The organism is Clostridium estertheticum subsp. estertheticum (assembly GCF_001877035.1).
Taxonomy (GTDB): Bacteria; Bacillota; Clostridia; order Clostridiales; family Clostridiaceae; genus Clostridium_AD; species Clostridium_AD estertheticum.
Map to the genome: position 1 here is coordinate 3,502,718 of NZ_CP015756.1, position 13,981 is coordinate 3,516,698.

At 30.4% G+C, this 13,981-nt stretch carries 15 protein-coding genes; 1 reads left to right on the forward strand and 14 read right to left on the reverse strand.

The annotated features are described in order from the left end of the window. Positions 1–21 precede the first annotated feature (21 nt). The 12 genes from A7L45_RS16455 to A7L45_RS16505 all read right to left on the reverse strand — a co-directional run bounded on the left by A7L45_RS16455 (position 22) and on the right by A7L45_RS16505 (position 12,240). Positions 22–777, reverse strand: coding sequence for a hypothetical protein (locus tag A7L45_RS16455; protein ID WP_071613797.1), 756 nt, complete (start codon positions 775–777; stop codon positions 22–24). Beyond that, complete coding sequence (locus tag A7L45_RS16460) at positions 777–1,472, reverse strand: ABC transporter ATP-binding protein (protein ID WP_071615019.1); 696 nt, start codon at positions 1,470–1,472, stop codon at positions 777–779. The genes A7L45_RS16455 and A7L45_RS16460 overlap by 1 nt, the downstream gene beginning before the upstream one ends. A 373-nt stretch (positions 1,473–1,845) precedes the next feature. Continuing rightward, positions 1,846–2,604: a hypothetical protein gene (locus A7L45_RS16465; protein WP_071613798.1), complete on the reverse strand. Its 759-nt coding sequence runs from the start codon at positions 2,602–2,604 to the stop codon at positions 1,846–1,848. Further along, the gene (locus A7L45_RS16470) at positions 2,604–3,299 is read right to left on the reverse strand and encodes an ABC transporter ATP-binding protein (RefSeq protein WP_071613799.1); all 696 of its coding nucleotides are present in this window, start codon (positions 3,297–3,299) and stop codon (positions 2,604–2,606) included. The genes A7L45_RS16465 and A7L45_RS16470 overlap by 1 nt, the downstream gene beginning before the upstream one ends. A gap of 1 nt (position 3,300) precedes the next feature. After that, positions 3,301–3,669 carry a GntR family transcriptional regulator gene (locus tag A7L45_RS16475; RefSeq protein ID WP_071613800.1) on the reverse strand — a complete coding sequence of 123 codons (369 nt, stop codon included), beginning with the start codon at positions 3,667–3,669 and terminating at the stop codon, positions 3,301–3,303. Positions 3,670–3,771: 102 nt separating this feature from the next. Beyond that, positions 3,772–5,013: a HAMP domain-containing sensor histidine kinase gene (locus A7L45_RS16480; RefSeq protein WP_071613801.1), complete on the reverse strand. Its 1,242-nt coding sequence runs from the start codon at positions 5,011–5,013 to the stop codon at positions 3,772–3,774. 4 nt (positions 5,014–5,017) lie between these two features. Next, a complete protein-coding gene (locus A7L45_RS16485; RefSeq protein WP_071613802.1) occupies positions 5,018–5,707 on the reverse strand; it encodes a response regulator transcription factor in 690 nt (229 codons plus the stop codon). A gap of 80 nt (positions 5,708–5,787) precedes the next feature. Continuing rightward, positions 5,788–7,980, reverse strand: coding sequence for a serine hydrolase domain-containing protein (locus A7L45_RS16490; protein WP_071613803.1), 2,193 nt, complete (start codon positions 7,978–7,980; stop codon positions 5,788–5,790). Between the two features lie 144 nt (positions 7,981–8,124). Further along, positions 8,125–10,629: an ABC transporter permease gene (locus tag A7L45_RS16495; protein WP_187350194.1), complete on the reverse strand. Its 2,505-nt coding sequence runs from the start codon at positions 10,627–10,629 to the stop codon at positions 8,125–8,127. 15 nt (positions 10,630–10,644) lie between these two features. Then, a complete protein-coding gene (locus tag A7L45_RS16500) occupies positions 10,645–11,331 on the reverse strand; it encodes an ABC transporter ATP-binding protein (protein ID WP_071613804.1) in 687 nt (228 codons plus the stop codon). A gap of 319 nt (positions 11,332–11,650) precedes the next feature. Continuing rightward, complete coding sequence (locus A7L45_RS23350; protein WP_169829614.1) at positions 11,651–11,824, reverse strand: hypothetical protein; 174 nt, start codon at positions 11,822–11,824, stop codon at positions 11,651–11,653. A gap of 263 nt (positions 11,825–12,087) precedes the next feature. Beyond that, positions 12,088–12,240, reverse strand: a complete 153-nt coding sequence (locus A7L45_RS16505; RefSeq protein WP_071613805.1) for a ribbon-helix-helix domain-containing protein — start codon at positions 12,238–12,240, stop codon at positions 12,088–12,090. Positions 12,241–12,358: 118 nt separating this feature from the next. Between A7L45_RS16505 and A7L45_RS16510 the strand changes: the two genes are divergently transcribed. Further along, on the forward strand, positions 12,359–12,562 hold the full coding sequence (locus tag A7L45_RS16510) for a helix-turn-helix domain-containing protein (protein WP_084647495.1): 204 nt from the start codon (positions 12,359–12,361) through the stop codon (positions 12,560–12,562). A gap of 49 nt (positions 12,563–12,611) precedes the next feature. Here A7L45_RS16510 and A7L45_RS16515 read toward each other — a convergent pair whose 3' ends face one another. Continuing rightward, positions 12,612–13,274, reverse strand: a complete 663-nt coding sequence (locus tag A7L45_RS16515; protein ID WP_207647742.1) for a DUF3862 domain-containing protein — start codon at positions 13,272–13,274, stop codon at positions 12,612–12,614. 127 nt (positions 13,275–13,401) lie between these two features. Next, positions 13,402–13,953, reverse strand: a complete 552-nt coding sequence (locus tag A7L45_RS16520) for a hypothetical protein (RefSeq protein WP_071613806.1) — start codon at positions 13,951–13,953, stop codon at positions 13,402–13,404. Between the last annotated feature and the right edge of the window lie 28 nt (positions 13,954–13,981).

Consider the following 13,981-nt stretch of genomic DNA (forward strand, 5'->3'; position numbering starts at 1 on the left):
GACAAGTGACAGTCACCTTTTTTAAAGGTCTAATTTCTTATCTATTAGATAAGATGTGCTCATAAACAATCCTATAAACACAATAATATCAAATATGGCACCAGCTATATTAATATTATACACTCCAGTTGAAGATGTAAAATCAGAATTCAACTGAAGACCAAGATTATTTATCGAAAAATCACTCAAATTCAAGTTTTGAGGTAATAAATTTGTAATTTTAGTAGATAACCAAATTATTACTATAGATAAGATTATAAAAATCACAAAAGAACCTATTTTGCCTAATTTTTTACCCTTTAAGGCTATTTTTCCAATAACCATGCAAAAGTATATAATAGTTAAAAAGTAAATAATGGCCCATATATAATTAACTATACTATATAATATTAGACCAGGCTTAAGCTCCCCCAAGAAACTAAAATCTATCTTGTCTGTTACTGTCAAATAAGACATTAAAAAAGATACAACAACAATAATCGATATTTGAATTAGTGCAGTTATAAGCCTTGATGTTATTATCGATTTTCCAGACTGTGGTAGTGTAAATAACAAGTAGCCCGAGTCTCCATACAAATATTTACTCATTATTTTTAATGAAGATATAAATATGACTATTATTGTAGCAATAATTAAGCAACCAGATAATCCAATAACTATATCACCCCATGAACTTTTCTTTGCCATAAGAAGCAAGTTAGCAATTATCACAACTATGCAGCTTCCAATTATGGTTAAAAAATTTGCTCTCAATTCATATTTTACAAGTTTAAACATTACTGAAATACCTCCCTATATAATTCATCGATTGACTTTTTCCTACTGGTTCGTAATTCCTCTGCATTACCCTCAAGCACTATCTCTCCCTCAGATATAAATGCTACATCATCAAAAATTCGTTCTATATCATTTACAAGGTGAGTCGTAATTATCATGGAACTATCTTTACTAAAGTTATTAACTATAGCATTAAGTATCTTTTCTCTAGCAGTGGGATCTACACCACCAAGCGGTTCATCAAGTATATAAAGCTTAGCTTTTCTTGATAACACCAATGAAAGCTTTAACTTTTCTTTCATTCCCTTTGATAAACTCTTTACAGTATCGTTCTTATCAAGATTCATAAAGACCAATAATTCCTCTGCTTTTATCTCATCAAAATCAGAATAAAAGTCCTTGAAATATTTCACTGCATCCTTTACTTTCATCCACTTTAGAAGATATTCATTATCAGGCAAATATGAAACTACCGACTTTGTATGGACACCAGGTATATGCCCATCTATTAAAATTTCTCCTTTAGATTGATGTAGTATGCCCGCTGCAATTTTTAAGAACGTAGTTTTACCACTACCATTGGGTCCAAGAAGTCCTACAATTTTCCCAAGCGGTATATTTAGGTTTACCCCACGTAATGCCTTTTTATTTAGATATGATTTGCGTATTTCTTTTGCCTCTAATATATTATCCATTTTGTCATTAAATTCTGTAACCATTGTTCCATCTCCTTTTAGACATATAATTGATCCTCTAGTGAACCGTATCAATAGTACACTAGAACGTTAGTAGTGTCAACTTAAAATTAATATTATATATATTTATTAAAGCTACTTGTTAGAACTTAATAAATTTAGTCTGAATAATAGAAGATTGTAAAATCGGAAGGCCACAGCACAAGTATAAGATCAATCGTATTATTTAAAAGATATAACAACTTTTCTTCCAATTATTATGGCCCTTATTTCACCAAAGTTTTTCACATAAAAAATAATAACGCTCCCCCAAAATCGGAAGCGTTACTATTTATTAATCTCTTTAATAAATGAGATTATAATCTAAATAATTCTATGAAAGATCTAATTTCTTATCTATTAGATAAGAGGTGCCCATAAATAATCCAATAAAAACAATAATATCAAATATAGCACCAGCTAAATTAATATTAAAAGCTGACTCTGATGCTGTAGTACCAAAATTCAATACATTAGTCGTATTTATAGAAAAATCACTAAAATTCAAATTTTGAGGTAATAAATTTGTAATTTTACTAGATAACCAACCTATCACTATAGATAAAATTATAAAAATTACAAAGGAACCTATTTTGCCTATTTTTTTACCCTTTAAGGCTATTTTTCCGATAACCATACAAAAGTATATAATAGTTAAAAAGTAAATGATACCCCCTACATAATTAATTATACTATATAATATTAGACCAGGCTTAATATCTGCCAAAAAACTAAAGTCTATCTTGTCTGTTAGCGTCAAATAAGACATAAAAAAAGATACAGCAACAATAATTGATATTTGAATTAGTGAAGCTAACAGCCTTGATGTTATTATTGACATGCCAGACTGTGGTAGTGTAAATAACAAGTAACCCGAGTCATTATGCAAATATTTACTCATTATTTTTAATGAAGCTATAAATATTACTATTACGGATCCAATAATTAAGCACCCAGATAATGCAAGTATAGCGGTACTACTCCAAGTCCCCTTTTGGGTCATAAGAAGGAGGCTAGCAACTATAACTGTTATACAAATACCAATTATAGTCAGAAAATTTGCTCTTAATTCATATTTTACAAGTTTAAACATTACTGAAATACCTCCCTATATAATTCATCGATTGACTTTTTCTTACTGGTTCGTAATTCCTCTGCATTGCCCTCAAGCACTATCTCTCCCTCAGATATAAATGCTACGTCATCGAAAATGCGTTCTATATCATTTACAAGATGAGTCGTAATTATCATGGAACTCTCTTTACTAAAGTTATTAACTATAGCATTAAGTATCTTTTCTCTAGCAGTAGGATCTACACCACCAAGTGGTTCATCAAGTATATAAAGCTTAGCTTTTCTTGACAATACTAATGAAAGCTTTAACTTTTCCTTCATTCCCTTTGATAAACTCTTTACAGCATCGTTTTTATCAAGATTCATAAAGACCAATAATTCCTCTGCTTTTATCTCATCAAAATCAGAATAAAAGTCCTTGAAATATTTCACTGCATCATTTACTTTCATCCACTTTAGAAGATACTCATTATCAGGCAAATATGAAACTACCGACTTTGTATGGACACCAGGTTTATGCCCATCTATTAAAATTTCTCCTTTAGATTGATGTAGTATGCCCGCTGCAATTTTTAAGAACGTAGTTTTACCACTACCATTGGGTCCAAGAAGTCCTACAATTTTTCCAAGCGGTATATTTAGGTTTACCCCACGTAATGCCTTTTTATTTAGATATGATTTACGTATTTCTTTTGCCTCTAATATATTATCCATTTTATTTTACCTCCATAGTTTCTTCGGAAACAGATTTAATTATTTCATTGTCATTAAAACCTAGGTTTCTCATTCTAAGTATAAAAGAATCAATAACTTCCTTTGCCATTTCTCTTTTTAAATCATCTACCATATTTTCACTCTCAACCACAAATGTCCCTGTGCCTCTTTGGGTATAAACAATTCCAAGTCTTTCAAGTTCTTGGTAAGATCTCTGAAGAGTATTGGGATTGACATTAAGGTTCGTTGCCATTTCTCTTACTGACGGTAATTTGTCATTTGATTTTAGTTTTCCTATAACTATATCCATTTTTATAATGTCCATAATTTGTAGGTATATAGGCGACTTGTCATTAAATTCTGTAACCATTTTTTATCTCCTTTCGCCATGTTGCTAACGTTCTAGTGAACTATGTTAATAGTACACCAGAACTATAGCAATGTCAACCTGGAAATTAATTATAAATATTTGCTAGAATTTAATAAAAGTGATAATAAATTTTGTTCCTATGTTTACCTTGCTTCGTACTTCAATTATTCCGTTATGTGCTTCAATTATTGATTTAGAAATGGATAGTCCTATTCCAATAGAGTCACTCCTCTTTGCGGTCTTTGCTTTGTAAAACCTTTTAAATATATTTGGCAAATCAATCTCCGTCATACCTTCTCCCGTATCCTCTATTGTAACCCTTGTATATAATGGATTTTCCATAAGCATAAGCTTTATACTTCCACCAGGAGCAGTATGTTCTATACCATTCTTAATAATATTAATAAATGCCTCTTGAAGCCACAAAACATCATGATTAAACTCTATTTCCTCTTTTTCATTAAATATAATCTTAACCTGGCCTTCAATTGACCTACTTTCTAATGAATCTATTGAATCATGCAACGTTCCATTTAAGCTTTGTTCTTCTTTTACAATTTCTATGGCTTTAGCATCGAGCTTTGCAAGCTTAAGTAAATTTTTAATTAGCCGATTCATCTTCTCAAGTTGGTTTTGATTATTTAATAAAAATAGTTCATTTTGCTCATGGGTAAGCTCCTTTGTAACCATAATATCGTTATATAAAATTACTGATGATAATGGAGTTTTTAACTGATGTGATATATCCGATAATAAATCTACTAAAAATTGTTTTTCTAAACCGAGCTCACTTAAATTACTTTTAATAATCCCTCTCATAGAGTTAAATGAAATTGCTAGTTTTGAAAAATCCCCTTCCAGGTTTTCATTAATAGCTATGTCATAGTCTCCCTCAACTACGTTTTGTGCAGCAATGGTTAATTGTCTTATCCTTTTATAGAAAAAACTATATTGAAAATAATTGAGTACAAATAATATAGATGCCATAAAAATAAAAATTAATATAATTGAGTAACTATTTTTTATAATAGTTGTACTAACATATGGGAAAAGTTGATTTTCCAAATCCTCCGTTAGACCATACTCCTTTAAAAAAGCTTTTCCACGTTTAGCCTCTTCCTTTGAAACCTCTTTTGTAATAAGAGGTATGATTTCTTTCTCCATTTTAGGGTCTTTCGCTACTACCCTTTGCGCAATTGCCCCCAAACTTTTTATGTAATCATTCTTTAGGTTATCATGATGTGATTTTAAGCTTAAGGATGTAATGATTAAAAACAAAGTCATTATAAATAATAAAGTAACCGTACTTATTTTAAGTTCTGAATTAATAAAATATTTCTTCATACATCTACCCCACATCTTTATTCCATTTATACCCTAGTCCACGCTTATTTACTATATACTCTGGCTGCCTTGGAATATCTTCTATTTTATCTCTTATTCTTTTAATATAAACTGATAATGTATTTTCATCAAAAAAAGGATCATCCCCTTCTAATAATTCACTCAATATCTCATCTCTCCTCATCAAAACATTAGGTTTATTCATAAATATTAATAAAAGCTTGTATTCTTGAGCCGTTAAATTTATGACTTCCCCATTTTTTCTTACTGTTCCCTTTATATTATCAACAAATATGCTTCCGCTTTTCATAAAGCTTTCTATGGACATATTTTTAGAGTTCCGCCTTATAGCAACTTTTATTCTTGATAAAAGTTCCCTTACACGAAAAGGTTTTGTTATATAATCATCTCCACCAATTTCAAGACCTTGAACTATATTAACCTCATCATCGAGAGCTGTTAAAAATATAATAGGAACATCACTACTTTCTCTTATGTACTTACATAATTCATATCCGTTTCCATCTGGCAAGTTAACGTCTAATAAGATCAAATCAAATGGTTCATTATGAAATAAGTCCCTTCCGCCTTCTACTGTTGAGGTTCTAAAAACTTCATATCCCCCATCTTTTAGAGAAAACTCTATACCAAGTGCCAATGATTCATCGTCCTCAACTAATAATAATCTACTCATGTAATTCACCTCTCACCCCAGGGGTGTAAAAAGAGAAGATTATTAATAATCTTCTCTACCTGGATCAATTTTTTTCTCCCTTATTCCTTATATTCAATATTAAACTCAGCCAGTGCATCACCTAAAAATACGATTCTTCCATCTTTAGGTAATGTAACTTTTTCAGTCCTTGTAATTAGAGAATCATTCACTAAATCTCCCTTACTATCATAAACTGCAAACGCTGCCTTTTTCGGTATTTTTACAGTAATTTCCTTGTCAGTTGATTGATTACCTATTTTATACCATCTACCATATCCCTCTTTATTAATTGTACATGTAAATTTATTTTTTGTTGGAAAAGTTTCAATTGCATCTTCTTCAACATAAGTAAAACCACCTGCATTTAGGTATTCAAATTTATCCTTTTTATAAAATGTATAGTCCACTAGATCACGTGATAGCATTCCTGGCCCATCTAAGATGGCAACAGCTGAATTATTATCTACAATTTTATCTGATCTGAAATATCCTTCAAGTCCTTTCGTAAAACTAACTTGTATTTTTGGACATGATAACATAAATATTGAGGAGTATTTCTCATCTAATAAGAAATATTTCTTACCCTCCCTTTTTGCCCAAGCCTCTGAAACACTATCTGTTAATTTATTTACATTCTCTTTTTGTGCTATATACAAATTTGATGTTGTTTGGCCTAACAACTTCAAACTTTGATAACCAGTTTGTTTCATATATATTTTTCCATTTGTCTCTTCTACAAATTTTAAGCTTGCCGACCCTTCGCTGGATACAAAAGTTCCATCCTTTGTATAAACAAGAGTTTGTGTCCCATTTTCTGGTGCCTGAGGAGATGATAAACTTAATGTACCTGTTTTATCAATTTTGATATCGATAAATCCTGAAGGTAATATATATAAGCCCTCATATTTTTTCACCAACTCTGTTGGAACAGTTGTTTTTTCCGGCACTACAAATGTCTTATCTTGTTTAATTTTACTAATTACACCTTTTTCTTTTAATGCAGCGAGGAGTATTTCTTGAGCAAGTACTTGATTACAGCTACCACTTCCACCAGAAGTTACAACAGCCACTGCCATATTTTGTTCTGGTAAAACAGTCAAATTACTGTGATAAAACATACTATCTCCGTCTTTTGATAATGCCTTTATATTATACAAATTAAATGGATAAAGATTTACGCTATCCCACCCTAGTCCATAACCCAATGTATTATCGGTATCGTCTGTCCAAATACCATTTAAATATTCTTTATTCTCCATTGCCTTTATGGCATTTTGTGAAATGATTCCATTTGAATTTTTAGTAAATGTTGTTGCAAAAGTGCATAAATCTTCTGCACTTGAATAAACCCCACCTGCACCAATAGCATTTAAATTTTCTGCTGGCAAATAACTAGAAATCCCATTACAATATGTCTTAGCTAATCTATCTCTATCAAATTTACTAACTGGTGTCTTAGTATCATCCATTTTAAGAGGACTCGCAAAAGTATTTGTTATATAAGTTGTATAATCAATTCCTGTCACATGTTCCACTAAGATTTGAGCAAGTGTAAAACCATCATTGCAGTATACCGAGTAAGCACCTGGCTCTGCTTTGAGACGTTGCAACTTTAATTGATCTAAAAAAGTATCATGGGAATATGTATCATTATCTCCAAGAAGAAGTGTATTGGAAAAACTAGATCCCATTAAGCCCGATGAATGATTTAACAACATTCTAACTGTAATTTTCTTATATCTATCATCTGCCATTTTAAACTCTTTAATATATTCCGTAATTGGAGTATCCAATTTAATTTTACCCGAGTCTACTAATTTCATTACAGCAGTTGTTACAAACATCTTACTAACTGAGCCTATACAATACATACTATGAGATGTTAATGCTTTAGTATTTTCTTTTGAATATACACCTGAATTACCAGATAACACAATTTTTCCATTATCTATTAATGCATATTGTACACTTAAACTATCATAATCAGTAGTCATATGGAAAGCTTTTTCCTCTGCAACAGCTTTCGTATCAACGTAATCATTTGTTGAAAAACTTTTAGCCTTATTGATATTTCCTTTCTTTAATTCCACAATACCGCTGGTTTTAGTCCTTAAATTTTCTGGAAGTAAGCCATATACAGATTTTGTTGTCAATGGTCCTATTGATGTATTGTTTGTTGCTAGAGCTGTAATTGATGAAGTACATATTAGCATAATCAATGATAATGACAATGTAAATATACGTCTTTTCATTTTTATAAGTCCCCCTTATGTTTATGAATATTCTCTGACAATATCATATTAACATAAAGTAATGGGATATTGTTACTTAATTGTTTAATATATTAAGTTATACCTCTGCAAAAGGTTGATAAATAAAAACAAGTCATAAATTTTCTAAAAATCTTCTCTGACTGATTCTATTAAATTTGATTGTTTAATTCTTGCTAATGGTGATAATACAGATATATATCCAATAATTAGAGATGCTACTATTGCAATACCTATTGCCTGCCAAGGAACCATCCACCCAAATTCTCTAAAATCCCCCATGGATTTAAATAGTAGAAATGATATTCCCGCTCCTATAATCGAGCCATAAATCGCACCAACCATTCCATATAGAAGTCCTTCTAGTACTATCATTTTCTTTAACCCCTTTTGAGTTAAGCCAATAGATTTTAATGTAGCAAACTCTCTTTTTCTAAGGATAATATTAGTTGTTAACGTATTTACAATATTAACACTGCCTATTAAGGAAACTACCAATACAAATCCATACAATAATATTTTAACCATTAATATTGTAGATTTACTTTTTCTATTATTGTCTATATTATTTATTACCCTTAAAGATGTGTTTGAATTAATAGCATTTTCTATTCCTAGCTTCCCTGCATTCTCATCTTTTATATTTTTTAGAACTATGTTTAAGTTCACAGTATCAATATTTTTATTACCATTTAATTTTTCTCCTATTTCCTTAGTTGTAACTACCTTTAACCCATTTGAGGATCCTCTATAGTCAAAGGGCTCGCTACTTAGGATTGCCATAACCTTTACTTTATTAATTTTTCCTTTACCAAATTTTGTCTTTGTATCGGTTCCCCCTTTCACATAATCATCCTTTTGGAGGTCTATTTCATCACCAACTTTTATATTTGCTAGTGGTCCAAAATAGTCTTTCTTTGTATTTTCATCGTAGACTCTATTCTTATCAATTAAAATTACTCCGTTCTCACTGTTTAATTTATCTATATCTATTTTCCCTGATCGCAAATATTTTTTAGAAACCTCTAGTGACTCCTTATCATATATAACAATAGAACCTGCTATAAGAGTTTTTTCCACTCCAGCTAAAGATGTTTTTCCATATATATTTTTAAGTTTTTCCACTTCATTGATCTTACTATTTTTGTTTATTGCCATATCAAAAGAAAGTGTATCATATACTTTATACACCTTATCAACTAATTTCATAGCTTTAATATTGTTTTCTGATTTATTATCTATTATAGTTTTTCCTGAATCTTTACCATTTGCTACAACTGAAAAGTGAACGTCTTTTGATTCATTAAGATCAGTTGATATATTCAGTGACATATCCATGAAAGATTTAAATGTAACAAATAACACCACACTTATCACTATAGAAAAAACAGTTATTCTGTATCTTTTTTTATTTCTCTTTATATTTTTAGTTGCTAGTGCTCCTTCAAATCCAAATATTTTTTGAACTACTCTATTTTTTCTTCTCTTTATTTTCTCCTTTGTTATAGAAGTTCTACCACTTATCGCATTAAGTGGTGAAATCCTACCTGCAAAATATGCTGGCACGAGTGCTGATAGATATATTGCAAAAAGTCCCACTGCTGCGCTTATGCTTAAAACCATAGGTGATATTGAAATTTTTATAGGAATAACTGAATCTGCACCTATTAATTTAAATGCTAAAATTATTCCATTTATAGCAATAAGACTACATATTAACCCTAGTGGAATAGCTATTACTGCTAGTATTGTTGCTTCTCTTAACACAATTTTTCTAATTTGCCTTGGCGTAGTTCCAATTGCTCTTAAAAGTCCAAATTGCTTAATTCTTTCCACAACACTTATTTGAAAGGAGTTGTATATTACAGCTATCGTAGATATTACAACTATTCCAATAATTATAGATAATGCTCCAAGTAATCCTTCCATTCCAGAACCGGCATCCCCTGCTCCCTGTAGTTGTATCAAGGCTTCATTTCCTATAACAGAATTTTTCTCTCCTAACTGCTTTAATTCATTTAGTGCAGTTTTTAACTTCGTTTTTGAACTTATTTCCACAAGTAACATGGATTTTTGCATAACTATGTTATTATTTTTCAATAATATTATTCCGGTACCCTTCATCTGGCTATCTATATTATCTTGTAGTACACCTACAAGGTTATATTCTTTATTGTTAAGTTTAATTTTATTACCTAATTTAGCGTCTTTACTAATATATTTTAATTCCCACTGCTCTACCGCAATTTCATTTTGTTTTTCTGGAAATCTACCAAGTTTAGTTTTATAAGGAAATAGTTCTAATGCCTTATCTGTTGCTGTTATTATGTCAGCAACCAATTTATCATTTATCTTTACTCTCTCTTTTATTGTAAAAGATCCACTCCTTGAAACTTTAGGGTTATTAACTATTTTAGATACTAAATTTGCATTTGTGTTTTTAAATACTAAATGGTAAGAACCATAATTATTTTTAGCATCCTGTATCTCTGCATCCTGCATTCCTTTAAAAAATAGTCCTATTGTTGATATAAGTGCAACTGATAACATTATTCCAATGATCGTAAGTATAGTTCTTTTCTTATTTTTCTTTAAATATTTCCCTGTAAGCTGTTTATAACTAGTTATCATCTTTTTACCTCCCCCCTAATTAACTTTTAAATTTTTGTCCGTAGTTATTTCACCATCTTCAATGGTAATGACCCTATCTGCCATATTGGCTATATTAAGGTCATGTGTAATAAGTATTAGCGTTTGATTATATTTCTTAGCCGTAAACTTTAATAATTCCATAACATCTTTTGAATTTTTAGTATCAAGATTTCCTGTTGGTTCATCTGCAAGTATTATTGATGGCTTGTTAAATACAGCTCTACCAATTGATACCCTTTGTTGTTGTCCACCTGATAATTCCGATGGAAGGTGATTTTTCCTCTCACTTAGACCAAGCACCTTGATTAACTCCTCTAAATAAACTTTATCAACTTTATCATTATCGAGTAATGCTGGAAGAGCTATATTTTCTTCTACATCTAAAATAGGAAGTAGATTATAAAACTGAAACACAAAACCTATTTTTCTACGTCTAAATACTGCAAGTTTTTCTTCCTTATAATCATAAATACTTTCTCCATCAATAACCACATTTCCAGAGGTTGGTCTATCAAGTCCACCGAGCAAATGAAGAAGTGTACTTTTACCAGAACCTGATGCACCAACAATTGCTACAAACTCACCCTTATTTATTACTAAATTTATATTTTTAAGTGCCTCCACCTCATTCTCACCGGTGCCATATGTTTTATTTAAGTTTTTTACCTTTAAAATCTCCATTTATATCTCTCCTCATTACATCTCGCGTAGCATCACCACACGTATTTTTTTAAAAATCACTATAGCCATATTATACAACTGGTATCCCTTGCACTCCATGTCACTTCACTTACAAATAAAAATTTAATCTTACAATTCTGTAAGATTGAAGTGTAACTGTATATTTGAATTTTCTAGCAAGAATATGCAACGGAGCCATTCAAAATTGTTTTTGTCTAAAATTGTGTACTATAACTTGTTATATTTTGAATACTATTTTTGACGAATTTTTGACGTCAAATAAAAAGGCTGAACTTTCATCCAGTCTTTAGTTATATAATTAACCTATGTGCCCCAGCGTATCTTGGCAATATTTATGGATTTCTTTAAGCTGCTGTCTAAAAAACATATTTTCTTCTTTTAATTTGTAATTTTGCTCAATTACATTTTTAAATTGTAGAAATTCACGTTTTGAAATCATAACATTATTCTCATTTTCTTTTGTTTCTTTCATGTTTTTTATCCCCCTTTATATAGGTAATTATGTAATTATAACGTCTACCATCTATGCTCTTATATGGTATATAATAGCATGATATATTGTAAAAGTAAAGAACACTTGTTCGTATTATTGTCTGAGTAATGTTCTTATAATTTTATTAATTATCAGGTATTTATTATTATTTACCACATACTAATTGTAAACCTAAGTAGTGTCGAGCTCCCCGACACATTCGACATTTTCGCACTAAATTACTACAAAAAAAACAAAACACTCTACTTTTTAGCAGAATGTTTTGATAAAAGGTCTTCTATTGCTTCATCTAATAACTTTGATATTGGAATTCTTGTTTCTGCAGATAGAACCTTTAACTTTATGTATAATTCCTTTTCTATTGAATTACTTATTTTTTCTCTATGTACTAACATCTTATCACCCTTGCACAATTATAAATTTAATGGTAATTGCATACAAGAACCATAAGGTGATTGCAAGTGGAATAACTTACCTATATACATTGGTATCAGTGCTTTGTATAATTAAGACATGGACGAGTATAGACTTAGAATAAGAGAAAAAAGATTGGTTAAAAGAATGACACAAATGCAATTAGCTGCCAAAGTGGGTATAAGTAGGAATTTTTTAAGTGAAATTGAAAGAGGCAAATACGATATTCATTTATCTTTATTATGCAAATTCAGTAGAGCACTAAACTCGTCCCCAGGAAATTTAATTGAATACAAAAAATAAGGGCGTTGGATATTCTCCAAGCTCTTATTTTTATAGGCATTTTGATTTATTATTTTAATCCCAGTTGAGCTTTATTCATTAGTTTATTTCCTTGAAACATAAGGTTTGAATTAGCCCCCATACTTCCAATACCTTCATATTGATACATCACTGTATAATATGCATCTCCTTTGGTGCCTGATTCGCTTAGTACTTCACCAGGGCCACCTATTATTTTTGTAACTTCTTCATAATTCATTCCATTTTGAATCTCTGTAAATTTAGCTTTTGTCATTTTGCCTGCTGTTTTCTTAGCTTCTGCATCCTTTAGAGCCTGTGCATCTGCTTTAATTTGTGCAGTTGCAACTTTTTCATCTTCAATTAACTGTAGTCTAGCTGTTTCTTTATCTTTTATAGCTTGGGCTTCTTCAATTTTCTTATTTTTCAATGCTTGTTCTGGTGTAATTTTAGCAGCTGCGGTTGATTTTTTCTCAAATTCAGTTTTTTCGTTAATTGGTGCTTCCAATGTAGTTACTGATGATCCACTTTCTCTTCCATACAGTACACCTGGTTTAAACAATATTGAAAGCATAATTAGTGCTGTAAATCCACCAAATATTTTCAATATCTTTTTAGAATTTTTCTTTCTTATAACACTAATAAGTAACCAAATCAATGAAACTATAAAACCTAATATTCCAATTAAAAACATAATTAAAGTAAAACTTGACACGTAAATTCCCCCTTGTTTCTCTTTAATATATATTCTATGGACTTCTCAAAAATCCTTTATTATAAGAATTAGGGTTAACAACAAAAAACAAAAAACACCTCAAGGATTTTATTCCCTGAGGTGTTTTTTATTGCACTGCTGCTACTTGTACCGCCCCTTGTATCTTTGTTATTGTTTGCTTTAACTGTGTATTATCTGTTTGCAATTGAGTTGCTTGTGTTTGGAGTTGTTGCAATTGGGCTTGTTTTTCTGCTTCTGTTAAATCTTTATGGCCCAACGCTAATACCTCCGCTTCAATAATTCCATCTATTATTTTTTCAACGTCTGGTGTAACTTCTACTTTTAATAATTTTAATGCTGCATAAGTAGTTTCTTTAGATTTTGCATTTCTTTCATCTTTGCTTAATTTACTATCAATACACAATTGCTCTGCTTGGTCGACTCCTATACGAGTATAGTTTTCTAATGTTTTTAAAACATCTAATATTGGATTAACTGGCAAGATCTTATCTGCAACAATAATAGCTGCATCTGCTCCATCAAGAACTGAATCTAATTTTTTTATTACTTCATCTACTTTTATATTTTTCTTTTTTAAAAATGGCATTAAAAATAATACTGCAGCTCCTACTCCAAAAGTTACACCTAAGATTGTACCTGCATTTAATAAATTTTGCATTTTTACATTCCTCCAAGAAATTATTTTT